The 26093-nt window shown below is 60.1% G+C and carries 24 protein-coding genes; 7 read left to right on the forward strand and 17 right to left on the reverse strand.

Features of this window, described 5'->3' with window-relative positions:
• Positions 1 to 8: 8 nt before the first annotated feature.
• From AC27E8_RS15325 to AC27E8_RS15365, 9 genes are all read right to left on the reverse strand, one after another.
• Positions 9 to 623, reverse strand: coding sequence for a trimeric intracellular cation channel family protein (locus AC27E8_RS15325; RefSeq protein ID WP_014463463.1), 615 nt, complete (start codon positions 621 to 623; stop codon positions 9 to 11).
• Between the two features lie 357 nt (positions 624 to 980).
• Complete coding sequence (locus AC27E8_RS15330; protein ID WP_273368714.1) at positions 981 to 1499, reverse strand: hypothetical protein; 519 nt, start codon at positions 1497 to 1499, stop codon at positions 981 to 983.
• A 246-nt stretch (positions 1500 to 1745) separates the two neighbouring features.
• Positions 1746 to 2414 (reverse strand): type 1 glutamine amidotransferase domain-containing protein, encoded by a 669-nt coding sequence (locus tag AC27E8_RS15335; protein ID WP_273368715.1) that lies wholly within the window; start codon positions 2412 to 2414, stop codon positions 1746 to 1748.
• Positions 2415 to 2477: 63 nt separating this feature from the next.
• Entirely contained in the window at positions 2478 to 3713 is a 1236-nt protein-coding gene (locus AC27E8_RS15340) for an MFS transporter (RefSeq protein WP_487100170.1), read from the reverse strand.
• Between the two features lie 180 nt (positions 3714 to 3893).
• Entirely contained in the window at positions 3894 to 5333 is a 1440-nt protein-coding gene (locus AC27E8_RS15345; protein WP_487100172.1) for a SpoVR family protein, read from the reverse strand.
• On the reverse strand, positions 5330 to 6481 hold the full coding sequence (gene yhbH / locus AC27E8_RS15350; RefSeq protein WP_487100173.1) for a sporulation protein YhbH: 1152 nt from the start codon (positions 6479 to 6481) through the stop codon (positions 5330 to 5332). The genes AC27E8_RS15345 and yhbH overlap by 4 nt, the downstream gene beginning before the upstream one ends.
• A gap of 15 nt (positions 6482 to 6496) precedes the next feature.
• On the reverse strand, positions 6497 to 8395 hold the full coding sequence (locus AC27E8_RS15355; protein WP_487100174.1) for a PrkA family serine protein kinase: 1899 nt from the start codon (positions 8393 to 8395) through the stop codon (positions 6497 to 6499).
• A gap of 220 nt (positions 8396 to 8615) precedes the next feature.
• Entirely contained in the window at positions 8616 to 10088 is a 1473-nt protein-coding gene (locus AC27E8_RS15360; protein ID WP_487100175.1) for a carboxylesterase/lipase family protein, read from the reverse strand.
• Positions 10089 to 10176: 88 nt separating this feature from the next.
• Positions 10177 to 10890: an alpha/beta hydrolase gene (locus tag AC27E8_RS15365; protein WP_487100177.1), complete on the reverse strand. Its 714-nt coding sequence runs from the start codon at positions 10888 to 10890 to the stop codon at positions 10177 to 10179.
• A gap of 202 nt (positions 10891 to 11092) precedes the next feature.
• Between AC27E8_RS15365 and pdhA the strand changes: the two genes are divergently transcribed.
• Genes pdhA through lpdA form a run of 4 tightly spaced genes read left to right on the forward strand, consistent with a single transcriptional unit; the run spans position 11093 to position 15894 of the window.
• On the forward strand, positions 11093 to 12172 hold the full coding sequence (gene pdhA / locus AC27E8_RS15370) for a pyruvate dehydrogenase (acetyl-transferring) E1 component subunit alpha (RefSeq protein WP_487100178.1): 1080 nt from the start codon (positions 11093 to 11095) through the stop codon (positions 12170 to 12172).
• Between the two features lies 1 nt (position 12173).
• Positions 12174 to 13154: an alpha-ketoacid dehydrogenase subunit beta gene (locus AC27E8_RS15375; RefSeq protein ID WP_008338680.1), complete on the forward strand. Its 981-nt coding sequence runs from the start codon at positions 12174 to 12176 to the stop codon at positions 13152 to 13154.
• Positions 13155 to 13170: 16 nt separating this feature from the next.
• Positions 13171 to 14478 carry a dihydrolipoamide acetyltransferase family protein gene (locus AC27E8_RS15380; protein ID WP_487100179.1) on the forward strand — a complete coding sequence of 436 codons (1308 nt, stop codon included), beginning with the start codon at positions 13171 to 13173 and terminating at the stop codon, positions 14476 to 14478.
• Between the two features lie 3 nt (positions 14479 to 14481).
• Complete coding sequence (gene lpdA / locus AC27E8_RS15385) at positions 14482 to 15894, forward strand: dihydrolipoyl dehydrogenase (RefSeq protein WP_014463449.1); 1413 nt, start codon at positions 14482 to 14484, stop codon at positions 15892 to 15894.
• 73 nt (positions 15895 to 15967) lie between these two features.
• Here the strand turns inward: lpdA and AC27E8_RS15390 are convergent, their stop codons facing one another.
• Together AC27E8_RS15390 and AC27E8_RS15395 are read right to left on the reverse strand one after the other, a co-directional pair.
• Positions 15968 to 16432: a tRNA (cytidine(34)-2'-O)-methyltransferase gene (locus AC27E8_RS15390; protein WP_014463448.1), complete on the reverse strand. Its 465-nt coding sequence runs from the start codon at positions 16430 to 16432 to the stop codon at positions 15968 to 15970.
• Positions 16433 to 16503: 71 nt separating this feature from the next.
• Positions 16504 to 17466, reverse strand: coding sequence for an amidase domain-containing protein (locus AC27E8_RS15395; protein WP_487100180.1), 963 nt, complete (start codon positions 17464 to 17466; stop codon positions 16504 to 16506).
• A 142-nt stretch (positions 17467 to 17608) separates the two neighbouring features.
• On the opposite strand from AC27E8_RS15395, the gene AC27E8_RS15400 reads away from it, so the two are divergent.
• The 3 genes from AC27E8_RS15400 (at position 17609) to AC27E8_RS15410 (ending at position 20935) form a co-directional block, all read left to right on the forward strand.
• Positions 17609 to 18367 carry an IclR family transcriptional regulator gene (locus AC27E8_RS15400; protein ID WP_487100181.1) on the forward strand — a complete coding sequence of 253 codons (759 nt, stop codon included), beginning with the start codon at positions 17609 to 17611 and terminating at the stop codon, positions 18365 to 18367.
• A 40-nt stretch (positions 18368 to 18407) separates the two neighbouring features.
• The gene (locus tag AC27E8_RS15405; RefSeq protein WP_487100182.1) at positions 18408 to 19496 is read left to right on the forward strand and encodes an isocitrate/isopropylmalate family dehydrogenase; all 1089 of its coding nucleotides are present in this window, start codon (positions 18408 to 18410) and stop codon (positions 19494 to 19496) included.
• Positions 19497 to 19687: 191 nt separating this feature from the next.
• Positions 19688 to 20935 (forward strand): phosphotransferase, encoded by a 1248-nt coding sequence (locus tag AC27E8_RS15410; RefSeq protein ID WP_487100183.1) that lies wholly within the window; start codon positions 19688 to 19690, stop codon positions 20933 to 20935.
• Between the two features lie 3 nt (positions 20936 to 20938).
• On the opposite strand, the gene AC27E8_RS15415 is transcribed toward AC27E8_RS15410, so the two are convergent.
• From AC27E8_RS15415 to AC27E8_RS15440, 6 genes are all read right to left on the reverse strand, one after another.
• Positions 20939 to 21457 (reverse strand): methylated-DNA--[protein]-cysteine S-methyltransferase, encoded by a 519-nt coding sequence (locus AC27E8_RS15415; protein ID WP_487100185.1) that lies wholly within the window; start codon positions 21455 to 21457, stop codon positions 20939 to 20941.
• On the reverse strand, positions 21390 to 22667 hold the full coding sequence (gene queG, locus AC27E8_RS15420) for a tRNA epoxyqueuosine(34) reductase QueG (RefSeq protein WP_487100187.1): 1278 nt from the start codon (positions 22665 to 22667) through the stop codon (positions 21390 to 21392). The genes AC27E8_RS15415 and queG overlap by 68 nt, the downstream gene beginning before the upstream one ends.
• Positions 22631 to 23068, reverse strand: coding sequence for a ribonuclease HI (rnhA, locus tag AC27E8_RS15425; protein ID WP_487100189.1), 438 nt, complete (start codon positions 23066 to 23068; stop codon positions 22631 to 22633). Before rnhA ends, queG begins: the two co-directional genes overlap by 37 nt.
• 146 nt (positions 23069 to 23214) lie before the next feature.
• Entirely contained in the window at positions 23215 to 24183 is a 969-nt protein-coding gene (locus AC27E8_RS15430) for a DUF1861 family protein (protein WP_487100191.1), read from the reverse strand.
• Between the two features lie 44 nt (positions 24184 to 24227).
• A complete protein-coding gene (locus AC27E8_RS15435; protein ID WP_487100193.1) occupies positions 24228 to 25178 on the reverse strand; it encodes a glycoside hydrolase family 130 protein in 951 nt (316 codons plus the stop codon).
• A gap of 50 nt (positions 25179 to 25228) precedes the next feature.
• Positions 25229 to 25903: a carbohydrate ABC transporter permease gene (locus AC27E8_RS15440; RefSeq protein WP_487100194.1), complete on the reverse strand. Its 675-nt coding sequence runs from the start codon at positions 25901 to 25903 to the stop codon at positions 25229 to 25231.
• Positions 25904 to 26093: the final 190 nt, after the last annotated feature.

Consider the following 26093-nt stretch of genomic DNA (forward strand, 5'->3'; position numbering starts at 1 on the left):
TGACCCGTTCAGGTGCCGAAGGGCGTCGTGGTCTCCTCCGGCGGACCAGTGCGAGGAAGATGCCAATTCCAACGAACGGACAGCATGCGAAGCGCGGCGACGAGGGCAAACAGCAGATATTCTTCCCACGCCGTCCGGATGAGCCCGAGCCCCACCGCGGCGCCGGCCAGCATCGCCCAAATGGCGTAGATCTCGGCCTGAAAGACGAGCGGCTTGCGGGAGGCGAGGAGATCCCGGATGAGCCCGCCCCCAATGCCTGTCATGAGCGCGGCCACGACGGTGGTCACGAACGTGCTGTGCGCCCGATACGCGTACATGGCGCCTTCGACCGCGAACGCCGCCAGGCCGATGGCGTCGAAGAAGCTGACGATCCGCCGAAAGCGATGCAGAAAACCGTAGGGCAAGATGAGGACAGCCGTGATGGTCAGGGCAGCCGTGACAAACAGGACGGGCTGGTGCCAGATCTGCGCGACGGGCAACCCGACGATGAGGTTGCGAATCATACCGCCGCCGAACGCGGCGACGAACCCAAGCACATACACGCCGAGCCAGTCGTACCGTTCTTCCGTGGCGACAATGGAACCGCTCAGGGCAAAGGCGATGGTTCCGATGACGTTGAGCACACTCCATACGATGGGTCATCCCCCCCACGCCTACATCGTACTCGATTTCAAGGGGAGTGAGCGAGCGCGTAAGCGGCTTGAGACTTTCCTGAAAATCCCCAGTGAACGATCTTGGATGGACATGCTGCTGCGCGACCGGCTGGTGAGCTCCCGAATCCGCTCCTTGAATCGCTCGACGGTTTTCGGCCCGAGCCGAGGCGTGGCATTCTCATCCGCACCCTTGGCTAGCGGTTGGTAACATCCAACCCCCGCAGCGGACTTTCACCGCCTAGCTATCGCCCATGCCGGGCGCACCAATCAAAAGGCGCGGAGTCCTACCCCGCGCCTTTTCTACATGATTTGCGATGTGAGAATCTGTCACTTCACATGAAGTGTGACCGCGCTCGAGACTCCGCTCTCGCCGACCACCGAGACCTCGAGCGTCAACTCCGCGCCTGTCTTCCCCAGATCCTTCGGCAGTTTCAGCGTGTCGGTGAAGTTTCCGTTGCTGCTGGTGCCGACAATCTGCTGAGCGAGAACCTTCTTTTCGCTGTTCGTCAGCGTAATCTGAACGTCCTTTTTGGCCAGGTTCGCGGAAACACGGCCATCCACCTTCAGCGCGCCGCCTGCCATCACGCTCGTGCCCGCGGCAGGAGCCGTTAAGGTCACGGACGACTTGGCCGTCTCCGCCGCCTTGACGGACGACTTCGCCTCGGTCTTGTTCTCCTTCTGATTCGAAGCGCTGGCCCCCTTGTGGTCGTGCTTTACTGTGACGGCTGTACTCGCCGCACCACTCGATGCCGTGTTGTTCGCACTCGCGGTTGTGCCGCAACCTGTCACAACCATAGCGGCTGCCGCTGCCACGCCCAACACGTACAGGATGGATTTGCGGTTCATACACCCATCTCCTCTTCATTGTTGTTTTTCGAGCGCCGCGCATTCTCGACGCCCAAGATTGAATCTGCCACCCGGCTCTCAAAACCACCTCACATGTAATCGCTTGAAAGATGAAGGTTTTGTGACGTGCCCCGCGATGGTCGCCAGCACGCCACGCCCGAGGATCCGCTGGATTTTCCGAAAACAAACAGCGCCCTGCCCCCACATAGGAGTAGGACGCTGTTTGGAGAGGCTTTGTGTCTTCGGTCAACGAGCTTCTTCAAGCGCCTGGATGACGGCTTTCGCGGCGCTAATGCCCGACTGCGGGTTTTGCCCCGTGATAAGATTTCCATCTCGTTCGACGTGATCGGACCACATCGGCTGGGCCACGAACTGCGCGCCAAGCTCACGCAAGCGCGTCTCCAACATGAAGGGGACCTTGTCGTCAAGCTTGACGGCGCGCTCCTCCTCATCCGTGAACGCCGTCACACGTTTGCCTTTGACGAGCGGATCGCCGTTCGAGAGCCGCACGTTGACCAACCCAGCCGGACCGTGGCACACGGCGGCGACCACTTTCCCCGCCTCGGCAAACGCCCGGATGAGCGCTTGGAGTTCCGCGCTGTTTGGGAAATCAAACATGGTGCCGTGACCACCGGGCAAGAAAATGGCGTCGAAATCGGACGCAGAGACCTGAGAGAGCGGAACGGTCTGCTTCAAGACCTCAACCGCCTCAGGCCACTGATGAAGTTCGCCGTTCTGCACGCTGCGCTCATCGATGGGCGCCTGACCACCTCGAGGGCTGGCCACCGTCACCTCATAGCCGGCCTGCTTAAACTCCGTATACGGCTCGGCAAATTCGGACAGCCAGAGCCCTGTCGGATGCCCGTCCGTCATCTTGTCTGCACTCGTGACGACCATCAGGACTTTCTTGGCCACACGACTCACCCTTCCGTTTTTAATGTCACTTACATCTTACAAGTTTCATACCCGAGGCGCAAATTACTCCAGACCGCGCTCACCGCGCATCGCGGATCTCGCACTCGCGGGCAGTTTGAAAACCCACAAACTGAGAGATCCCGTAAGTGCACATGCCGCGCACAGCGAAAGTGGCAACCAGGGCCCCTGCGCGCACCAGAGAAACCCACCTAATGCCATCCAGAGCGGCGTGACCGCGTTCTGCACGTGAGATGTCGCGACAAAGGCCCGATTGAGTTCCGACCCGGCAAGGCGCATCTGGAGCCATGTCTGCACCTGCGCCTGATACCACTCCATGCCGAGGATACACGCGGCGTATGCGACCAGGTAGAGTTCCGCATGGCGGGCAAACGGCAGTCCCGCCATTCCAACACCGGACAGCGCGAGCCCCAACCCCATCTTGGCAAGGGAGGGTTCGGCCACATGAGCCAGGTTCGCGCGAAGGATGATCCCCAAGAGCAGGGATGCCCCGGCAGTCGCGGTCAAAATCCAGGATATCACCATCACGCTCAAGTGATGCGCCGAACTCATGAGGAACACATTGAACCCTGAAACAAAGGTGAAGGCGACATTGACCAAACCATTGACGAATAAGACCCTCCCCGCTCCGTCCTGCCCCTCGAACCGCCATCGCCACAGATCACGCGCGCGAACGGCAGCCGAAGGAGCCTCTTGACGCTCGCCGACCGGTACTTGCAGGGCCACCCACACCACCATGGCCATAATCAAGAACGACAACAGATCCAATCCCAGCGCGGCTCGCAACCTCAGGTGCGCGATCACGATTCCCGCCACCCACGGTCCGACGAGTCTCGCGGCAGATTCCATCAGCTGAATTTCCGCGTTCGCCTGCGGGATCTGGTCGCGATCGCGCAAGAGCGCGGTCAGGGAAAACCGATTGACCCGATTCACCATGGACGCGAGGTGGAGAACAAAGATAGAGCATACAAGGATGAAGGGAAACAGTGACCTGATGGACAGGGAGGCGATCACGCCGAAGATGGCACCGGCCTGCGCGGCGTGCACCGCGAGCATGACCGCTTTTCGACTGTGCCTCTCTGTTAGGTAGCCTCCGAGCGGTGCACCGGCCCAGTTGGCCACGTACTGAACTGCGTTGGCAAAGGACAGGAGCGGCGCCCCGTATCCCATGCCCTGAATGATCAACGGCAGGGCCACCAAGAAGATCTTGTCGCCCACACGGGAGAAAAATCGTCCAGTGAGAAACGCATGAAACGCATCCACACGAGGTCGGAGTCGCACTGGGATCCCCCTCCGTTAGGTGAGATGACTTCCGACCTCGAACATAATCGCTTGCTGCATAGAAATGATGAAATTTTCGTAAAGAAACAAACAATGTTTGGCACGCAAACAGCCCCGCCTATGTGGCAGGGCTGCCTTTGGGTCAAAGCTTCTTGTCGAGCGCACGCTCAGGCATTGTCCTCAGTCTTTCAAGAACGATCGCTGTACTTTCTTCCCGTCATAGCTGAACATGACGTCACGCCCCTCGACCACGGTCTGCAGGTGAACGGGCCGGCCCCATAGGCGGTAGAAGTAGGGCAGCGTCTTTTCCAGATGACGGAGATCGAGTTCCATCCCTTCGAACGCGTGACGAATGAGCAATTCGCCGTTTCGGCGATAATCCCCATCCTCCACGTACAGCACAGGGATTCCGCCGTTGATCCGCGAGGCGACGAGCGCGTCTCGCACCTTTTCCCAATCTTTCTCCACCACGCGCCAGTCGTTTCCCACCTTTTGATACACGTACAGGTCAAGTTTTTCAATGAGATCCTTGGTCAAGTAGTTGCGCAAGAACGAGACGTCCGTCTCCATCTCACGCACCTCGAACATCTTTTCCCGTCCCTCGCCCGGTCGCCTTCCGTACCGCTCCTGCTCCTCTTTCGTCGGTTCATTCCATCGCCGCTCAATGTCCTCCCAGATGGCGAGACCGACATGATAAGGGTTGATGCTCGTTCGAGAAGGCAACACGACGCTCGAGTGCATCTTGGCGAACTCCACGGCCTCTTCGTCCGACAGATCCATCTCCCGCATGATACGCAGATGCCAGTAGGTCGCCCAGCCCTCGTTCATGATCTTCGTCTCCAGCTGAGGCCAGAAATAGAGCATCTCTTCGCGCAACATCGAGAGGATGTCGCGCTCCCATTCCTCGAGAGCGGAGCTGTGCTCGATGATAAACAGCATGACGTCCTTGTTGAGCACGCGCGCAGGAATCGACTCCTCCTCCGGCTCTGGCAGAGGACCATCCAGCGCAAACAAATCGTCATAAGGTCCTGGCTCCCGCGCCCTACGGGGCGGCTCTGCTCGTTGGCCCAAACGCTGGCGGTACATGCGCTCCTTGGCGACGCGGCGCGCATTGCGCCCTTCCTCGGAAGGATCCACGTGTTCCGCGATGGCGAGGCCCGCGTCCAGCAACTCCTCGACGCGGCGCCTGCCGTATTCAAGTTCGTAACGATAAATTCGCTCGGCGCTCGACGCCATGCGCTCGACCATGTCTCGGGACGTGTGTCGGAACGCCGCATTGTTTTTGAAGAAGTCGCAATGCCCGAGCACATGTGCACACACCGTCTTGTTTTGTAAGAGCGTGTTTCCGTCGAGCAAAAAGGCGTAGCACGGATTCGAATTGATGACGAGTTCGTAGATCCGACTCAGACCGAGATCGTATTCAAGTTTCATTTTATGGAATGTCTTTCCAAACGACCAATGGTGGAATCTGGTTGGCATTCCGTACGCTCCAAAGGTGTACAGCACGTCTGCGGGGCAGACCTCAAACCGCATGGGATAGAAGTCGAGCCCGAACGCCCGGGCGAGATCCATCATCCGCTCAATGGCGCGCTCGAGTTCTTCCAACTCGCGATGGTTCATGCGCTCTTCACCCCTTGCTGCTGGGAAAAGAAGTGACGAAGCGCACCGTAGATCTCGGATTTGTCTCGTATCACGTACGTGCGAAACCGGGGAATCTGAAGCTTCCCGTATGCACTCATCAACGTCGACGAACGCGAGTACTGGTTCACCTCTGCGTACCCAAACATGCGCGAGACGCTGGAGAGTTCCTTCACCAATTGCACGCATTTTTCATTGTCCGACGTCAGGTTGTCGCCGTCCGAAAAGTGGATGGGATAGATGTTGTACCGCTCGGGCGGATACTCCCGGTTCACCATGTCGAGCGCATACTGATACGCGGACGAACAGATGGTACCCCCGCTCTCACCCTTGGTGAAAAAATACTCCTCGTCGACCTCATGCGCCTCCGTGTGGTGAGCGATGTACCGAATCTGGACGTTGGCGTACTTCGTCCGCAGAAACCGCGTCATCCAAAAGAAGAAGGTTCGCGCGCAGTACTTCTCGAACAGGCCCATCGATCCCGACAGATCCATCATCGCGAGAATGACCGCGTTCGAGTCCGGCTTGACGATAGTCTCCCACGTCTTGTAGCGCAGATCGTCCGGCGTAATGACGACGCGATCGTCCTTCTTCGCGTGGCGAAGGGCCTGAAGCAAAGTCCGTTTCTTGTCAATGTTGGCCATGATGCCCTTCTTGCGGACGTCGCGAAACTCGATGGTATCCACCACCATGTCCGCCTCGTCCTTTTCGGCGAGATCGGGAAGTTCGAGTTCGCGGAACAGCTCCTGCTGGATGTCGTCCAGCGTCACCTCCGCCTCGGCGTAGTCGACGCCCGGCTCGGAGCCGGCGCCCTCGCCCTGACCCGGCCCGGGTTGTCCATCGGTGTCCGTCTTGCCGCGGGCGACGAGATCGCCCACGGCCGTATCCCCGGATCCCGTGCCGACGTGTTTGCCTTTCTGAAAGTTGTACCGGATACGGTACTCTTCGAGCGAGCGGATGGGGATCTTGATGATCTGCTTCCCGTCCGACATGATCAGGCTCTCATCGCTGACGAGATCGGCGAGATGTTCGCGAATCGCCTCACGCACCTTTTCGCGATGGCGCTCTTGATCGATGTGCCCTTTGCGGTGGAGTGACCAGTCTTCGCGTTGCAGAGTGAATTCGACCACGGTCTCTCCCTCCTGTCAGCGGTTGAGCAGACTTCCGGTGTAGCGCAGGAGCTCATTGGCACACACGGGGCAATACCCATGTTCGTCGATCAGACGGCGCGTCACCTCGTTGATCTTCTTGAGCTGCTGTTCGTCGGGCGTCTTCGTGGAAGTCGTGATCTTCACAACGTCCTTGAGATCGGCGAACAGCTTCTTCTCGATGGCCTCCCGCAGGCGCTCGTGGGAGTGATAGTCAAACTTCTTGCCGCGGCGCGCATAGGTCGAAATCCGGATGAGGATCTCCTCGCGGAACGCGCGCTTGGCGTTCTCAGAGATGCCGATCTGCTCCTCGATGGAGCGCATGAGCTTCTCGTCGGGGTCCATCTCCTCGCCGGTGAGCGGATCCTTGATCTTTTGCCAGTTGCAGTACGCCTCCACGTTGTCCAGGTAATTTTCGAGCAGCGTTTTCGCCGACTCCTCGAACGAATAGACGAACGCCTTCTGCACCTCGGTCTTCGCCATCTCGTCGTATTCGCGCCGCGCCATCGCCACGAAGTTCAGCAGCCGCTCGCGGTCTTCGGGCGTGATGGACGGATGCTGATCGAGCCCATCCTTAATGGCGCGCAGCACATCGAGGGCGTTGATGCACTGGGTGTCACGCCGGATGAGCGCGGTCGAGATCCGGTTGATGATATAGCGCGGATCCAGCCCGCTCATGCCTTCGTCGGGGAACTCCGCCTTGAGCTCCTTGACGTCGGAGTCTTTGAGCCCCTCGACGGCCTGCCCATTATACAGGTACAGCTTTTTCATCAGGTCGACGCCCTGCTTCTTCGACTCCTTCAATCGCGTGAGAATGGAGAAGATGGCCGCCGTGCGCAGAGCGTGCGGTGCGATGTGAACGTTTTTGAGATCGCTCTGTTGTACCAGTTTCTCGTATATTTTGACTTCGTCGTCGACGCGCAGGTTGTACGGAATGGGCATGACGATCATGCGCGACTGCAACGCCTCGTTCTTCTTGTTGGCGATGAACGAGCGATATTCGGCCTCGTTCGTATGCGCGATGATCATCTCGTCGGCGGAGATGAGCGCAAACCTGCCGGCCTTGAAGTTGCCCTCCTGCGTCAGGCTGAGGAGATGCCAGAGAAACTTCTCGTCACACTTCAGCATCTCCTGGAACTCCATCAAGCCGCGGTTGGCCTTGTTCAGTTCCCCGTCAAACCGGTACGCGCGCGGATCGGACTCTGAGCCGTACTCGGTAATGGTGGAAAAGTCGACGCTGCCGGTGAGATCGGCGATGTCCTGTGACTTGGGATCCGAAGGACTGAACGTGCCGATGCCGACGCGGCGCTCCTCTGACAGGACAATGCGCTCCACGGGCACGTCTTCGATCCGGCCGCCGAATTCCTCATCCACCCTCAGGCGACAACTCGGGCACAAGTTACCTTCAATTTTGACGCCGAACTCCGCCTCGAAGTCAGCGCGAAGTTCGTTCGGGATGAGGTGCAGCGGTTCCTCGTGCATCGGGCATCCGGCAATCGCGTACAAGGCTCCCTCGGGCGTGCGGGAGTATTGCTCCAGCCCCCGCTTGAGAAGCGTCACGATAGTCGACTTCCCGCCCGACACCGGACCCATGAGGAGCAGGATGCGTTTACGCACGTCCAGCCTTCGCGCGGCCGCGTGGAAGTACTCCTCGACGAGCCGCTCGATGGTGTCCGACAGCCCAAAGATCTCCTTTTCAAAGAACTTGTAATGCGGTTTGCCGTCAGCGTCCGTCTCCACGCCAGCGGCGACGATCATATCGTAAATGCGAGCGTGAGCCGTTCTCGCGATGTTGGGATTCTGACGCACGAGTTCCAGATAGTCTGTGAATGTGCCCCGCCAACGAAGTGCTTCCTCCTCCGCGCGATACGAGCTCAGGCGTTCCAGGAAACCCATGATCCCATCCTCCTTGCGATACGGATGCACGCCTTCGCGTCTGAAGCGGTGAGTGACAGGAGGCTTTTTCTCATCCTATGAGCGAGCAGCTTTTCCACATACCCGTGCCGTCCAGTTTGGGCGCTCCCCTTCGCGAATTCCGCCGTAGCCCATGGACATGGAAAAGGCCGGTGGGGATGCCACCGGCCTCGTTGGTGCAGTCCGCCCTCTCGATACGGGGTCACATGGACAGGCTCATCATCTCGGACCAGAGCTCGCGCTCGGCGGTATCAGGATCCTCCTCGACGCGAGACGTTTCGTCGAAAATCATGGTCGAGCGGCGCTTCGGGTCGTAGGTCGGCCACTCCGGGAGGTGCGGCGCCTGCGGACTGCCATGGCGGACGAAGCAGACCCAAGCCGCGTGCATCGCTTCTGAGACAGCGGCGTGCGACGGCCGGTCTCCGACGAGCACCCGCGCCGACGGATGGGCGTACGTGCCGAACACGAAAGGGATTTCGAGCGCGTGCGCCGCGCCGAGCTGACTCGGCCGGTAGTCAAATCGGTACAGGTAGACGGGAGCGTATTCGCTCTGGATCTCGGCCGCGCGGATGGTGGGATACGTGAAACTCCGCATGGAGGCGAATCGGACGAGCCACGTGGCCAGTTCGTCGCCCGTGCGGCCATCCACGTAGTAGTCTCGGGCGCGATCGCCAAGGGGCCCCCACATCCGATCCACGCGCGCGATGCGTTCCTCGTCGGACAGCGTCCGCCACTCGGGATCGCGAGCTATCCACAGCATCAACTCCTCCCGGTTCGATCCGGCGAGGGTAGGCACGTGCGCGGCCTGCCCGTGTCGCAGGGCATCCCAGAACGACCGCGTGAGCATCACGCCGTCCAAGACCGGGCGCAGGTTCAGCCCGTCCCGCGCCGGAATGCGTGCTGCGGCGGCGACGAGATCGGCGGCGGGAACGTCGAAGAGGCGGTGCCACGACGCCTGATGGATGCCGAGCGCATCGAGCAGCTGAGTGGTCCACCACTCCGCAAACTCGGGCGTCCGATACGCAAACGGAATGCCACTCTGCATAATGGCCTGCTGGAACAACCCCCGCGCGGATTCCGTGACCAAAAGCGTGCCGACGCTCCAAGCACCCGCCGATTCGCCCGCCACCGTCACCCGGTTCGGATCGCCGCCGAACGCCTCAATGGTGTCGCGCACGAAGGTGAGTGCGGCAATCTGATCCAAAATGCCCGCGTTGCCGGAACTGGCATACGCCTCGCCGCCGAGGTGCGCGAGGTGAAGGAAGCCGAGCGGGCCGAGGCGGTAGTTGATGCTCACAAGCACCACGCCGTCCTTTGCGAACGCGTGCCCGTCATACCAGGGAGACTGGCCCGATCCAAACACGAACGCGCCGCCGTGAATCCAGACCATCACAGGATGGCCCGTCCCCTCGGCCGGCGCGTAGATGTTCAATCGTAGGCAGTCTTCGGATTGCACAAACCCGTCCACCGGATTCAGCGGATTGGCCACCTGCGGACAGATGGGCCCATGTGCGCGCGCATCCAACACATCGGCCCACGGCTCGACGGGCTCTGGCGGCAGGAATCTCCGTTCGCCCTCCGGCGCCTTCGCGTACGGGACGCCCAAAAACACGCGAACCCCATCCTCTTCTCGCCCCATCACCTTGCCGTATCGCGTTTCGACGATCACGTCCATCTGGTTCGCCCCCTCCCCCGTTTCTTCACCTTTCCACCGTACCGCAGAATGAGCGGTCGGCCAAGGGGAAGAGGAGGCCGTTTCATGGTCAGACCAGGACAATTTCCGAAAGCGCAGCCACCAGGTGACGCTGCCATACGCCCCAGATGTGATTGCCTGGCCCCGTGTGATACGAAACCTCGGCGCCGCGATCCATCAGGATATCTCGCATCGCCTCGTTGTAACTCCAAAAGTCGAAGACGCCGCTCGGCGTGTTCGCCTGCCGTTCGTCTTCACCGATGAACATATACGCGTACAGGCGCGACAAATCGATGGCTTCGGCCACCCGCTGCTGATACGGCGGGAAGAAGGCGCCGGAAAACAACATAACCCGATGAAACCACTGTGGATACTCGAGCACGAAGCTGAGCGTCGCCACCGCGCCGAGCGAAATGCCGGCCATATAGCGGCGGCCATCGTCCGTGGGATATCGCTCATCCAGAAACGGGATGCATTCGTCCGCCACGAACTGGAGATACTCGCGGTGGCGCGCGCCGTCAAACGCGTAATCGTCGCGCCGCCGGTCCAGGTTCACCGCGATCCCGACGATGTAACACGGCGCAAGTTTCCCAGCGAGAATCGCCTCGTGCGCCTGTGTCGCGATGCGACCGTGCGTGAAAAACTCAATGCCATCGTGACAGTAGATCACAGGCAGCGGCTCGTCGCCTGCACCCGGCGGAACAAACACCTTGAGTACCCGCTCTTCGCCGAGCGCTTGGCTGTACAGGGTATGCGTCTCCACTCTTCTGGTGGAAGCCTTCAAGGCGAAACACCTCCAGAGCGTTAAGGGCGAGATCGCGCAGAAAGCCCCCGAATGAAAGCGCTACATCCGCCTGTTCTATGACGGACGAGAGGTTATTCTATAACAGAAGTTCACTCGAATGTGGCTGTTACTTTCGCAGTCTCTGCCCGGGTGTATTATAATGTGTAGCGACCTGTATTACTCACACGAAGATGAGGTGACCATGTTGAGCCAGGTGGTTGCTCGTTTTGAGATCCCGTACGTCCAAATCGTGGACGAGAACGGGAACGTCGTGAACCCTGACCTGGTCCCGGATTTGTCGGACGACGATCTGCGCGAACTGATGAAGCGCATGGTCTTCACGCGCATCTGGGATCAGCGCGCAATTCGCCTGTCCCGGCAGGGACGCCTGGGATTTTACGCGCCGGTGTCCGGCCAGGAAGCGTCCATGATCGGCAGCGAGTTCGCCACGAAGAAAGAGGACTTCCTGCTCCCAGGCTATCGCGACATCCCGCAGCTGTACTTCCACGGGTATCCGCTGTATCAGCTCTTCCTTTACTCCCGCGGACATCAGCTTGGCGGCAAAGTTCCGGAAGGCGTCAACTGTATGGTGCCTCAGATCATCATCGGTGCGCAAATCGTCCAGGCGGCGGGCGTCGGCCTCGCGTTCAAACTGCGCGGTGAAAAGCGCGTCGCCGTGACGTACACGGGCGACGGCGGCACGAGCCAGGGCGACTTTTACGAAGGCATGAACTTCGCGGGCGCCATGAATCTCCCCGTCGTGTTCTTTGTCCAGAACAACCAGTACGCCATTTCCGTGCCTCGCGAGCTTCAGACTCGCGCGCAGACGCTCGCTCAGAAGGCCATCGCGGCAGGCATCCCCGGCGTGCAAGTCGACGGCATGGACGTGTTGGCCGTGTACCACGTGATGCACGAAGCCCTTGAGCGCGCGCGCAACGGCGAAGGCCCAACCATGATTGAGGCCGTGACCTTCCGTTACGGCCCTCACACGATGTCGGGCGACGATCCGACCCGTTATCGCACGAAGGACGTGCAGGAGGAGTGGGAGAAGAAGGATCCGCTCATCCGCTTCCGCAAGTACCTCGAGGAAAAGGGCCTTTGGTCTCAGGAAGAAGAAGAGGCTTACATCGAAGAGGCCAAGGAGACGGTCAACAACGCCCTGAAGGAGGCGGATGCGGCCGAGAAGATGACCATCCCGGGCCTCATCGACTCGATGTTCGAAGAACTCACCCCGACGCTCAAGCGCCAACGGGCGGAATTTGCCGGCGAGGAGGCGAACTGACATGGCGCAGATGACGATGATTCAGGCGATCACGCACGCCCTCGATCTCGAACTGGCGCGCGACGAGCGCGTGCTCGTCTTCGGCGAAGACGTCGGCAAAAACGGCGGCGTCTTCCGCGCAACCGAAGGCCTGCAGCAGAAATACGGCCCCAACCGCGTGTTCGACACGCCGCTCGCGGAGAGTGGCATCATCGGACTGGCCAACGGCCTTGCCATTCAAGGGTTTCGCCCGGTACCGGAAATTCAGTTTTTCGGATTCGTCTTCGAGGCGTTCGACCAGATCGCGGGTCAGCTGGCGCGCACGAGATACCGAACCGGCGGCCGCTACACCGCTCCAGTGACCATCCGTTCTCCCTTCGGCGGCGGCGTGCACACGCCCGAAATGCACGCGGATTCCCTGGAAGGTCTGTTTGTTCAGACGCCGGGCATCAAAGTGGTCATTCCGAGCACGCCCTACGACGCCAAGGGACTGCTGCTGTCGGCCATTCGGGACCCGGATCCAGTCATCTTCCTCGAACACATGAAGCTGTATCGTTCATTCCGCCAGGAAGTGCCGGAGGACGATTACACCATCCCGCTCGGCGTGGCGAATGTGGTCCGAGAGGGCAAGCATGCGACCGTCATCGCCTATGGGGCCATGGTGCACGTGGCGCTCAAGGCCGCGGAACAGTGGTCGAAAGAAAAGGGCCTCGAGGCCGAAGTCATTGATCTCCGCACCGTCAACCCGATTGATATCGATACCATCGTGGCGTCCATCAAGAAGACGAACCGCGCCATCGTCGTCCAGGAGGCTCAGCGCTCGGCAGGCGCCGCGGCCGAGATCGTCGCGCAGATCAATGAAAATGCAATTTATTACCTCGAGGCACCCGTGCTTCGCGCGACGCCGCCCGACACGGTGTATCCGTTTGGTATGATTGAGGACGAATGGTTGCCGACGCCCGAGTACGTCCTCAAGACGCTTGATAAAGTCATGAGCTTATAATCCCGGAGGTGACACCATGGCCGTCGTTGAATTTCGCCTACCTGAGCTTGGCGAAGGCCTGCACGAAGGCCGGATCAGCAAGTGGCTCGTCCAACCGGGCGACACGGTCAATGAGGACGACCCGATTGCGGAAGTGGAAAACGACAAGTCGCTCGTGGAGCTTCCCTCGCCGGTGAGCGGCAAAGTAAAGGAGATCAAGGTGCCTGAAGGCACAACGTGCGTGGTCGGAGACGTGCTGTTGACGTTTGAGGTAGAAGGAGACGCACCCGCCGAGGCCGGAGCGGACGAAAAGCCGACTGACAAGAGCGCGCAAAAAGCCGAGGCGGACGCACATCAAAATGCGAAGGCGGACGAAGCGCCCGCAGCCAAGCCCGCGCTCGACGCAGCGAAGGCAGAAGCGCAGGAGTCTGCCGCGCACGAGGTGCTCGCCACGCCCGCGGTCCGCAAGTACGCTCGCGAACAAGGCGTGGATATCCGCACGGTCAAAGGCACCGGCAACCACGGCAAGGTGACCAAAGAGGATATCGATCGCGCCAAGGCCGGCGCTCAAGCGCCTCAGCACGCGGCCGAGAAGGAAGAACGGCCTGTCCAGGCGCCACAGGCACCAGCGGCATACGGCGAGGAATACGAGGAACGCGTGCCGATGCCGATGATCCGCCAGGCCATCGCCCGCGCCATGGTGAAGTCGAAATATACGGCGCCGCACGTGACGCTCATGGACGAGGTGGACGTCACGGAACTCGTGAAGCTGCGCAACGAGGTCAAGCCCATTGCGCAGGAGCGCGGCATCAAGATCACGTATCTGCCGTTCATCGTGAAGGCGCTCATCGCGGCGCTTCGCACGAAGCCGCAGTTGAACGCCTCCTACGACGAGGAGAAGCAGGAACTCGTCATCAAGCACTACTACCATATCGGCATCGCGACCGATACGGAGCGGGGCTTGCTCGTGCCCGTGGTGCGACACGCCGATCGGAAGAACATCTGGACCATTGCCCAGGAGATCAACGATCTCGCCACGCGCGGGCGCGCTGGAAAGCTCAAGCCCGAGGAGATGAAGGGCAGCACCATTTCCATCACGAATATCGGATCGGCAGGTGGCTTGTTCTTCACCCCCATTATCAATTACCCTGAAGTTGCGATTCTGGGCGTCGGCCGGATCACGGAGAAGCCGATCATCAAGAACGGCGAATTCGCTGTGGGCCAGATGATGTCCTTGTCGCTGAGCTTCGACCACCGCGTGATCGATGGCGCGCTCGGTCAGCAGTTCATCAACGACATCAAGCGCTTGCTTGAAAATCCGCGCTTGTTGCTCCTGGAGGTGTGACGGATGGTAGTCGGTGATATTGTGGAAGAGGTTGAAGTCTTAGTCATTGGCGCAGGCCCTGGCGGCTATGTGGCAGCCATTCGGGCTGCGCAGCTCGGCAAGTCGGTCACCATTGTGGACAAGGCCGAGCTGGGCGGCGTGTGCCTGAACCGCGGTTGCATTCCTTCCAAGGCGCTGATCTCGGCCGCCCATCACTATGAGGCGGCCAAGGAGTCGCCGTTCCCGGGCATCGAGACGACCGCGACCTTCGATTTCAAGAAGGTGCAGGAGTGGAAGCAGTCGGTCGTCGACAAGATGACGAGCGGCGTGCAGCAGCTCCTCAAGGGGAATAAGGTCAACGTCATTCACGGTGAGGCATTTTTCACCAAACCGAACGAAGTTCGCGTCATGCAGGAGAACGGCAGCCAGCGGCTGCAGTTCCAACATTGCATCCTGGCAACCGGCTCGCGGCCCATCGAGCTGAAGAATTTGCCGCTTGGCAAGCGCGTCATTGACTCGACCGGCGCGCTCTCGCTCGATCACGTCCCGAAGCGGCTGGTGGTGGTGGGGGGCGGATACATCGGCATCGAGCTCGGCCAGACGTTCGCCAAATTCGGCAGCCAGGTGACCATCATCGAAGGTCTGGACAGCATCCTCGCGCTCTTTGACAAGCAGATGGTCCGCCTTGTGGAAAAGAACCTGAAGAAGTACAACGTGCAAATTGAGACCAACGCGCTCGCGCAGGGCGTGGAGGAGACCGAGGACGGCGTCAAGCTCACCTACAAGGACAAAGACGGGAACGAGAAGACCATCGAAGCGGACTACGTCCTCGTGACAGTGGGTCGCCGCCCCAACACGGACGAAATTGGCCTGCAGGACGCGGGCATTGAGCTGACGGACAAGGGGCTTGTGAAGGTGGATCAGCAGTGCCGCACCACCAACCCGAACGTCTTCGCCATCGGCGACATCGTGCCTGGCCCGGCGCTCGCCCACAAGGCGTCGTACGAAGGCAAGGTGGCCGCGGAGGTCATCGCGGGCAAACCGTCCATCGTCGACTACCGCTGCATCCCGTCCGTCGTCTTCTCGGATCCGGAGATGGCGTCGGTTGGCCTGACCGAGGAAGAGGCGAAGAAGGAGTACGGCCAGGTTGCGGTTGGCCGCTTCCCGTACGCCGCCAACGGGCGTGCGACGGCCTTGAACGCGACCGACGGCTTCATCAAGCTCATCGCCAACAAGGAGAACGGCGTGCTCGTCGGCGCGCAGGTGGTCGGCGTCGAGGCGTCGAACATCATCGCCGAGCTGGGCCTCGCCATCGAGATGAGCGCAACGCTCGAGGACATCGCGCTCACGATTCACGCCCACCCCACCCTTGGGGAGATGGTCATGGAAGCCGCCGAAGTCGGCCTCGGCGAGCCAATTCACATCATCAAGGGATGAGACATGCGAAAAGCCGCTCGGGCGTCCGCTCGGGCGGCTTTCGACATATTTCCCGCGCAATGAACGGCGTTCGTCAAACCATGCCAGGAAACCCGTTTTGCCGGAGCGCCTCAAACACGACAACTGCCACGGCGTTTGACAAATTGAGGCTCCGCGCGGCCGCGTGGTCAATCATGGGGATGCGGACGACTTGATTGGCGTGGGCTTCGATCACGTCCTTGGGCAAGCCTTTGGTCTCTTTGCCAAACACAAGAAAATCATCCGGCCCATACGCCACTTCGGTGTACCACCGCCCACCCTCGGTCTCCACGTAGTGAAACACGCCGTCTGGGTACAGCGCCCAAAGGTCTTCGAGCGAATCATGGTACCGGATGTCGAGCAGATGCCAGTAGTCGAGTCCCGCCCGCTTGAGTTGACGGTCGTCCGTGGAAAACCCCAACTTGCCGACGAGGTGAAGCGTTGAGCCGGTCACGGCGCAGGTGCGGGCCACATTTCCCGTGTTGGCGGGGATCTCGGGCTCGAACAGCACGATGTGCATGCCCCAACCTCCTCGCGAAATGTCCGCACCCCAGTCTATCACGGACATCCGGACGGGCCAACGCACACGAGCTACTTCCTCGACAACTCGACGCGATCGGGCAGATGGACCCATGCGTACCTCGTCCGCGGCGTCCACGCGGGACTGTCGGTGTACAGCCACGGCCTGTGGTAGCTATCGATGGTGTGCGCGTTGACGAGCGGCTCGCCCATGGCGTCGAAGTCCGTCACAATGGCGCTGTGGTGGTAAGTTCCTTCTCCGTTCCAATCGTAGAAAATGACATCGCCGATCCGGAGTTCTGCCGGATCGGACACCACCCGCGCCCCGAATCCGTCCGTCAGCGCGAGATACAGCGCATGCGCGGTGCTCCAGCTGTAGCTCCAGACGGGTTTCGGCCCAAACTGAAACCACCACCCGGCCGTTCGATCCGGCTCGCCCCACATGGGTAAGCCGCCCGCGAAGAGGCATTGAGAGACGAAGTTGGTACAGTCATCGGAAAACCTGGGATACCTGGGATGGGTACCATCCCACCAGGCGTCCGCGTAACGAACCGCGCGGATGCGATCGTACAGGCCGCTGCGCCAGTCGGGATCGCGCGGAAACCGAGGCAGCACCGGCTCTGAAGTCTCCGCTCGAGCGGCAGGAAGCTCGTGGCCCATCCCCGACTCTCGCCCGTGCACCATTTCCCACCCATCGTCGGCGCGCACCCACCTCATTTGATGGCGAATCTGGCAGCATTCCACGCACGGCGTGCCGCCTTCGTAATAGGTGAAACACATGCGCTCCGTCGCCCATATGTCCACGGTCGAGCCATCGGGGCTCTCCTCCAGTTTCTCGATCCGCACCTGCGTGTGAACACGCGCGAGCCGCTTTCCCAACTTCTCATACAGAAGCTTCTTCTGTTTCGCCAGGCGAACCAAGCGCTCGAGGCCCATGCGGCCGCCGGTCCGGGCCATGCCGTCCATGGAGGTGTGAAGCCACGCGCGAGCTCGGATATCGAAGTAGCTTCGCAGAGCATCTAAGCAGGAAGACATGCGCCGTCACCTCACTCACCGCATGGTATGACAAAAGCCCATGTCTGGTGACCGCGGCAAATTCGCCCCCATGAGCGCGGACTATGATATACTTCTCGGCGGGGCGCGTTTTGCACGTTGAAACGGAAGGGACGTCCTACACATGCCGCATACGCCAAGTGGGCAGACCACGGTACGGGCCGTCGAACGGGCCCTCGACATCCTGTTGCTCTTCACACATTCGCCTCGCGCGTGGAGTTTGAGTGAGATCGCGCGAGCCACGGGGCTCCACAAGAGCACGGTTCACCGCCTGCTCCTGGCGCTCCAGCAAAAGGGGTTTGTTCGCCGCGAACCGGAGTCGGATCGGTATGTGCTCGGATGGAGCCTCTACGGCCTCGGGGCCAATCTGGCCCTGCATGATCGGTGGTCCGACGCGGCCAAGCCCATTCTGCGCCGGTTGCGCGACGAGACGAACGAGACGGTCAGTCTCTACGTGCGCAACGGCCTGGAGCGCATTCGGATTCTGGCAGTTGAGAGCCTGCAGCCGATTCGCAACGTCGCATCCGTGGGTGAGCGATATCCGCTGACCATCGGCGCCTCGGGAAAAGTCCTGCTCGCCTTCTCGAATTCGGCCGTGATCGAGGCGGCATGCCATCCCGACCGGCTGCCGAATGGCGTCCGGCAAGTCGATCTGCGCCAACAGCTCGAGGCCATCCGCCGCGAGGGCTACGCGTTCTCGCGGCAAGAGCGCGACGCGGGCGCGGCTGCGATTGCGGCTCCCGTCTTGAACCGGGATGGAACGTGCCTGTACGCGATTGCCGTATCGGGACCGGTGGAGCGCATGACGGAGGACAAGATGAGGGACATGATCGCGCCGCTGAAGCGGGCCGCCGAGGAGCTGTCGAAGCAGTTGGCCGAATAAGCCACGACAGATCATCAAGCCAACAGATGAGGTGACGAAGATGGGGAAACCAACCATCATCGTGATGGAGGGAGACCAGACGGGACAGGAGCTTCTGGAGGAAGCGCTCCGCGTGCTGTCGCCCGATGTCACGGGGTACGAGATTGAGATTCGCAAGTTTGACTTGAGCCTCGAAAATCGCCGCCGCACGCAAAACGCCGTGGTGCACGAGGCCGCGGAAGCTATGCGGGAGACGGGCCTCGGGCTCAAGGCCGCGACCATCACGCCGGAAGAAAAGGGCGACGTCGGTAGCCCAAACGCCATCCTGCGCAAAGAAATCAACGGCACGGTGATTGTCCGCACAGGGCGGCGCATCCCGGGAATCGCGCCGCCGGTGGGCGTCTACTCCCCGATTTCCGTCATCCGCATGGCGGTGGACGACGCGTACGGAGCCAAGGAATGGCGCGAACAACTGGAGAATGGCGACGAAGTGGCGTACCGCACGGAGAAGATTTCGCGATCCGTGTGTCGAGGCGTGGCCAAGTACGCGTTCCAGCACGCGCGCCGCATGCACGCGAAGGTGTTTGGCGGACCCAAATACACCGTGAGCCCTGTGTACGAAGGTATGCTAAAGGAAGAAATGGATGCCGCGGCCAAGGAATATCCCGACGTGCGCTACGAGCCTCAGCTCATCGACGCCACCTATGCGCTCCTCCTGGCGCGCGCGGGTGAAGCCCTGGTCATCCCGGCTCTGAACCGCGACGGCGACTGCCTGTCCGATCTCGTCCTCCAGATGTTCGGCACCATCGCCGGATCGGAATCGCTGCTTCTGTCGCTCGACGAGTCGTTCCAGCCCAAGGTCGTGATGGCCGAAGCGCCTCACGGAACGGCACCCAATCTCTACAGGAAAAACATGGCCAACCCGATGGCCATGATCCTGGCTGGCGCTGCCCTGTTGAACTACATCCAGGACAAGGACGCCCACACGGTATCGCGGGCCATCTACGAGGCCACGCTCGAATCCATCGTCGATGGGATTCGCACGGCCGATCTCGGCGGCCACGCGACGACCACCGAGTTTACGGACGAAGTCATCCGGAGAGTTCGCACCAAGCTCGAAGTGTGGAGTACGTTCGGCGACGCCGTTTGAATCTCTTCCGCGCAAAAAGGCGCTGCCGCTCCGCCCGCTCGGTCCGTGCCCCGGCAGCGGAGGCGGAGCGGCGGCGAGCCCTCGAAGACCACTAGCTCCGTTCGACCTGGCCCCTGTTTTTCGCCGCGTTGGGCCATCGCCCGCCCGAATCCCGCTTCCGTGGCATAGGCTTTGGCGGAGGGGAACCGCCGATGAGAAGCCAGAAATCCAACATGCCCGAATGGGTGCAGCATCTGCTCGCGGAACTGCTTGCTCCCCCCGCATTTCTATCCTCACAGCCATCGCCGGACGCGCCGCCATCCGAGTCGGGAGGCCGTCGAGCGCCCGAGGCAACTCCTCCTGCGGCCACCGCGACTGTACGGCCACCGCGTGAAGCGGACGAAATGCGAGGTTCTAGGCGAACCGCCGACCATGGCGCACGAACGAGCCCGCGGAGCCAGGTGCAGCTCATCCCGCAGGCCGTGGTATCCAAGTACGATCTCGCCATTGAACAGCGGCACGCGGAGGGAAACATCGAGGTTTGGACAGACGGCAAGGGGCGACGCTACGCCGCCAAGCGCTCCTCCATCGCGCCAGATCACTGCCGCGCGATGGTTCAGTGTCTCCGCCACGCCCAAGAACAGGGCTTCACCAAATTCGCTCGGTTCGTGACCACGTCGTCCAAGGCCCCCTACGTGCGCCATGGGGACTTTACGTATTACGTCACAGAGTGGGTGTCTGGACAACCCGCCAACTTCGGCCTGCCCGAACACGTGGCCCAGACCGCGTACACCCTGGCCCAGTTTCACGAGGCCACGCGGAGCTTTCGAACGGATTGGAAGCCGGACGAGGCAGCGGACGACGTGTTCGGCCTGTTTCAAGCGCGATGGCGCGATCTGCGTCAGATGTGCTTTCGAGCCGACCGGAAAAGGGAAAAGGACGCATTTGACCAACTGTTCCTCTCGATGCGGGATGAACTGCACCGCGACGCTTCCGAAAGCCTGGCCCTATTCGAAGATCGCGACGTGATCGCGTACCTGGAGGCGGAGCGCTCTTCCGGCGGTTGGTGCCACCTCGACGTCATTCCGTCAAACTGCCTGTACACGGCGCAACACCAAGTGGTGTTGATCGATTTTGAACTCGCGCGCCCTGCGCCCCGAGCGCTTGATATGGCGCACCTTTTGCGGCGCAGTCTTGAACGCGGCAATTGGGACGGACATTTGGCCTACGCGTGTTTTCTGCACTTTGACGCCGTTCGCACGATTCCGAAATCCGAGTATCGCGCTGTCGAGGCCATCCTGCGCTTTCCCTACCTGCCTTGGCGAGTCGCGCACGCGCGGTACCACTTCGGGGCCGAACCGAGCCAGCTCGACGCGCTTCAGCAGTACGCGTTGCAAGCGGAGAAGCGCCAGGCATTCCTCGCGAGCATGCGGCAGCAGGTGGAGCGCCTCGGCGAATGACGGTCACGGAACGGCCAGGGCGCGGAGGACCCGCGCCTCGTGATGGAGCAACCACGACTTGAGATCTACGGCATCTCCCGCGTACCCAACCAGGCGTCCATCGGCCCCCACCACGCGGTGGCACGGGATGAAGACGGGCAGCGGATTCGCCCGGTTCGCCTGCCCCACTGCGCGCACCGCCCGCGGACGGCCCACAGCGTTCGCAATATCTCGATACGACACCCGCGCGCCGAACGGAATGGCGCGGAGCGACGCCCACACCGCCATTTGAAACGGCGTTCCTCGGGGGACGAGCGGCACCGTGAACGACTGCAATCGCCCGGCAAAGTAAAGTGTCAGTTCTTCCACTGCGCGTTCGGCGACCGCCAGCGTTTCAGGTCTTGCGCTCGCGCGCGCCTCCCGCACAGGCGGTGGCTCGAGCCTCGCCCAGCCGGCCTCCACGACACCTTCCGCGTCAGCGACGAGCCACATGTCCCCCACCGGCGTGCTCACCGTCGCGATGACCCAATCCTGGCTGCTCACGTTCCTCGCTCCCATCGTGCCCTCCTCGGGAAGCATTCGCGATGGCATCCTCGATCTCCTTCTGCACGTCCGGATCCTGTTCCGCTGCGAGAGCGGCCTGAAGCGCGCGAAGCGCATCCTCGCCGCCGATCTCGCCCAGCGCCCACGCGGCGCTCGCGCGCAACTCCGCCCGATCCGACGCCAGATATCGCGCCACAATAGGCACGGCCTCCGGACGGCGCAGATTGCCAAGCGCAACAAGTGCGTTTCGCTGCAGCGTGCGCACGCCGCGCCAGGCCATGGCGGATCGGCCGTATACGCGCAGAAACTGGCGATTGGACATCTCCAGCAACCGGACGAGATCGGGATAGGCGACATCGGCGTCAGGGGAGAAGGCCGGATCGTCCGCCGGGACCCGGTCTCGATTATGCGGGCAAACCTGTTGGCACACGTCGCATCCCCACACACGACGCCCGAGCGGCTTCCGGTATGGGCGCGGGATCAATCCCTTCATTTGCGTCACATACGATAGACACGCGGTGGCGTTCAACTCGCCAGGAGACACGAAGGCCTGCGTGGGACAAGCGCGCATGCACAGGTCGCAATCGCCGCAGTGCTTGCCAACGTCCGGCGGAAGATGCTTTGCATCCTCAATCTCGACATCCAGGAGAAGGGAGCCGAGAAACACGTACGATCCGTACCGGCGGCTAAACAGCATCCCGTTTTTGCCGATCCACCCGAGCCCGCTCCGCTCGGCGACTCTGCGGTCGACAAGGGGGGACGTGTCGACGGCCACTCGGTAGCGGAGCTCGCGGCCGATCACCTTCTCCAGCCGCTTCGCCAGCGCAGTCAATCGTTCGGACAACACGCGATGGTAGTCCTCGCCGTATACGTAGCACGACGTTTGGCCACGCAGGTCCGACCGGGGATGATGGCGCATCTGCCGCGCGCCCTCTTCCGTGAGGTACGGCAGTGCCGCCGTCACGATGGACTTCGCTTCCGGCAGCCAAAAGCGTGGATCCATTCGTTCCGAGGCATCGGCCCACTCGAACCCCGTGCGCCCGCGCGCCTCATACGCCGCTAACGGGCGGGCGAGATCGTCAAAGGGGGAGGCGTCCGTCGCCGCAATCTCGGGGAGCCCGACCTCCTCAGCCAAGGGGCGTATCTCGGCGAGCGTGATTTTGTCCCGGAGTGTCACCGCGGGATGGCACTCCGGGCCAATTCGTCGCATCGCTCGTTCCACTTCACGCCCGCGTGCCCCTTTACCTTTTCGAACCGAACGCGGTGGCCATTGATGGCATCGAGCAACTCCTCCCAGAGATCGCGATTTTGCACCGGCTCCCCCTTGCTGTTCACCCACCCATTCTTGCGCCAATTCACGTACCAACCCTGCTTAAAGCAATTGACCACGTAGGCTGAATCCGAATGGACAATCACGTCGCACGGCCGCTTCAGTGCTTTAAGCCCTTCGATCACGGCCTTCAGCTCCATGCGCTGGTTGGTGGTCTCGGGTTCTCCGCCGGACAGCTCCTTCACGTGCCCCTTCCACTGAAGAATGGCCGCCCATCCGCCTGGCCCGGGATTGCCTGAGCACGCACCGTCCGTATATAGAATCACCGTCTCGTCGCTCATCACGGTCCTCCTTCGCCCCACGGGGGGCTCTCGCAAGGACCAGCATAGTCGACGCAAACGTGAGGTGCAATGGGCTGTCAATCGAGTGATCGAGTTGGTCTGCGATAGTGGCGAGGGACCACGATCGAGGGAGAGAGATACAAAGGTCAAGCTTTCAGTTCTTCTGCAACTGCACATGCGGTCACGAAAGGATCCGGCATTAAAATTCGTTGGGCTTCGGCATCCGACACCCCCGCGTACAAATGTGCCGTACCGTCCGGATACCGAACCAGTCCGCCGCTGAATACGACATCTCGCAGCTCCGGGCGTTTCGAGTCTCCCGGAAGAAAATCATTGCGCTCAGCAATGACTTGTACGGGCGTGACCACCTCTTCCTGCAAATGCAATGTAAAGGCCATAGACTTGTAATGCAGCATCCCATCAGCTGTGCGATGTGCGATGTGGCCAATCACCCCAATTGTATTTGCATCGAGAAGGTGAGCTTCATTCACACCTCCCCATTCCCCAGGACTAAATCGATCAGGTAACAACTCAGCCTTCAATATCGATTCCGGTGAAAGATCATCGAGACTTGATAACACGGTCCACCCGATTTGTGCCTGACCTCCATAAAACTTTCCATTCGGACGTGTGAAAACCCCAACCTTCCCGTCCGCCAGCTCTACGAGTCGAATGTCTTTCATCCACTGGGGACCAACCGCGAATAGCCGCAGATCGTGAAGATGCTTGCCTCGATAGAATACCGTTCGGTATTCGATTGCGTAATGATGAAAGGGATTCGTCCACACCTCAACCCCGCCGAAGACAAGCTCGGATCCTATTCTTGTGTAAAAAGGATCCTGCAATCCGCGAAAGGTGCGAACATCGTCAAGCGGCCTCCATATCCCGTCTCCTGGATCACTAAAAAAGATTACTTCGGAGATTTCACTCTGTCTCGGTTCCACGCGGCCCGCCATGACAATGCGACCCTCGTCGACAAAGGGTGCAGCCACGTTATAGACGTCTCGTCCTTCGACACCTAGAAAACGAAGTTTTTCAGCGTGGTATATCACGCGTTTTTGGCGATATTCCAGGGCTAATAACTCACACGACTTGGCGCTTGCGAGGGACTTCAAAGCCGGCACTCCATTCTTTATGTGGATTTCATTTCATCGATCAGCTAAGCCTGGGAAGGCGTCCTCACCGCAACGCCAATTCTTGAGTCAGCCATCCCATAATAAAGAAGCTCTCTACCTTGAAAAACGACATAACCTTCAATAAATACCACATTATCCACTTGGCCGTGAAGTTCCAGATCGGCGTCGGGTTCCAGAAAAGGTCGATCTGTTCGATAGAGCAATTGACTTGGATCATCCAGCGAGTAGACAGCCACTCCCGCAGCGTATCGGCGCCGTGGTGGGTTACCGGGAGCAAGCTCCACGGCCCCGTTGTACAGCAGGATGATTCCGTCTTCCGTGACGAGAGGCGCTGGCCCCGGCTCAACCAGATCAGCGTCGAAATACCCGCGCCCTCTCGGCGTAAGCACTGGATCAGGAAGCACCCTCCACGTCTCTAAGTCATCGGAGTACGCAAGGTACACGTATCCCTCTCCAAAATACATCCAATACCGGCCATGAATTTTTTGAGGCACAATGGCTCCCGCCTTTGACCATTCCACACACTTTTCACCACAAAAACCCGGCAACATACATCCGTGTTTCTGCCAATGGATGAGATCGTCCGAGGAAGCCATACATAACCTAGCGGTAATACCGTCATAGGCTGTGTAGGTCATGTAATACCGCCCATTGATTTCGGTGATTCTCGGATCTTCGCATCCTCCGGGAATTTCGTACGGCTCCGTAGGCTCGAGAACTGGCTCAGGCATTTTACGAAACTGAAATCCGTCGTCGCTGATCGCGAGTCCGATTCGCGAGGTGCCATTCCAGATGCCCATCCCCTGGAAATCCTCAGCTCGATAAAGCATATAGACTTTCCCTTCGCGGACGACTGCGGTCGGATTGAATACGTCCTTCTGCTCCCAATCCATTGAGCCAGGTGCGAGAATGGGGTTACCTTCATACTTCGAAAATCGGAATTGTAACGTTTCCCAACGGATGGTTCGTTCCACTGATCGACGACTCCTTCAAAACCAAGTTATTGGTCTACGCGCCCCTCTTCTTAACCCTTGGTCCCTGTCATCGTGATACCCTGGACAAAATATTTCTGAGCCGCGAAGAAAATAATGGCCATAGGCAACATCACCACCACCGAGGCCGCCATAATGAGGTTCCAGTCAGTGTGGAAAGACCCCTGAAACTGAGCCAATCCCAGCTGAAGGGTGAACTTTGATGGATCCGACAGATAAATGAGCGGCGTCAAAAAATCATTCCAGGCCCCCTGGAAGGAGAAAATAGCTACAGCCGTCAATGCGGGCCTAATAAGAGGAAGCACCACTGAGAAAAAGATCCGGAATGGCCCAGCACCATCTATGCGCGCAGCTTCCTCCAATTCGACAGGTATCGTCATAAAGAACTGGCGCAGCAAGAAGACATAAAATGCAGAGCCAAAAAAAGAAGGTACGGTTAAAGGAAGAAACGTGTTGATCCATCCAAGGTCATGGAACAAGATAAACTGAGGAACTAACAGCACCTGGGATGGGACCATCATCGTGGCTAAGAGCAGCATAAACAGGACCCGACGACCAGGAAACCGAAACCTCGCGAATCCATACGCAACGAAGGAATTGGAAACCAAATTCCCGATGACATTGACCAATGCGATGAATAACGAATTCAACGCGTAGCGCCCAAACGGTTGGGACGTCAAAGCCTGAACATAGTTACTCCACTCCACGGGCTTCGGCCACCAGGTCGGTGGAAATACGAAGATTTGATCGTTAGGCTTCAGAGAACTTATCACTAGCCAGGCGAAGGGGATGAGAAAACATACGCTTGTCCCTGTCAAAAGGACATAGGTGACAAGACGTCGAACTCGCTGTGACAGCCGGGCCCGGGCAGATGCGTCTCGCGGGATCGTTCTAACC

Source organism: Alicyclobacillus sp. CIJ1, assembly GCF_057538885.1.

Coding starts and splice junctions, on each gene's coding strand:
- AC27E8_RS15330 (WP_273368714.1), bottom strand. CDS start 1,499: ATGAACCGCAAATCCATCCTGTACGTGTTGGGCGTGGCAGCGGCAGCC.
- AC27E8_RS15345 (WP_487100172.1), bottom strand. CDS start 5,333: ATGAACCATCGCGAGTTGGAAGAACTCGAGCGCGCCATTGAGCGGATG.
- AC27E8_RS15355 (WP_487100174.1), bottom strand. CDS start 8,395: ATGGGTTTCCTGGAACGCCTGAGCTCGTATCGCGCGGAGGAGGAAGCA.
- AC27E8_RS15360 (WP_487100175.1), bottom strand. CDS start 10,088: ATGGACGTGATCGTCGAAACGCGATACGGCAAGGTGATGGGGCGAGAA.
- pdhA (WP_487100178.1), top strand. CDS start 11,093: ATGTTGAGCCAGGTGGTTGCTCGTTTTGAGATCCCGTACGTCCAAATC.
- AC27E8_RS15375 (WP_008338680.1), top strand. CDS start 12,174: ATGGCGCAGATGACGATGATTCAGGCGATCACGCACGCCCTCGATCTC.
- AC27E8_RS15380 (WP_487100179.1), top strand. CDS start 13,171: ATGGCCGTCGTTGAATTTCGCCTACCTGAGCTTGGCGAAGGCCTGCAC.
- lpdA (WP_014463449.1), top strand. CDS start 14,482: ATGGTAGTCGGTGATATTGTGGAAGAGGTTGAAGTCTTAGTCATTGGC.
- AC27E8_RS15390 (WP_014463448.1), bottom strand. CDS start 16,432: ATGCACATCGTGCTGTTCGAGCCCGAGATCCCCGCCAACACGGGAAAT.
- AC27E8_RS15395 (WP_487100180.1), bottom strand. CDS start 17,466: ATGTCTTCCTGCTTAGATGCTCTGCGAAGCTACTTCGATATCCGAGCT.
- AC27E8_RS15400 (WP_487100181.1), top strand. CDS start 17,609: ATGCCGCATACGCCAAGTGGGCAGACCACGGTACGGGCCGTCGAACGG.
- AC27E8_RS15405 (WP_487100182.1), top strand. CDS start 18,408: ATGGGGAAACCAACCATCATCGTGATGGAGGGAGACCAGACGGGACAG.
- AC27E8_RS15410 (WP_487100183.1), top strand. CDS start 19,688: ATGAGAAGCCAGAAATCCAACATGCCCGAATGGGTGCAGCATCTGCTC.
- queG (WP_487100187.1), bottom strand. CDS start 22,667: ATGCGACGAATTGGCCCGGAGTGCCATCCCGCGGTGACACTCCGGGAC.
- rnhA (WP_487100189.1), bottom strand. CDS start 23,068: ATGAGCGACGAGACGGTGATTCTATATACGGACGGTGCGTGCTCAGGC.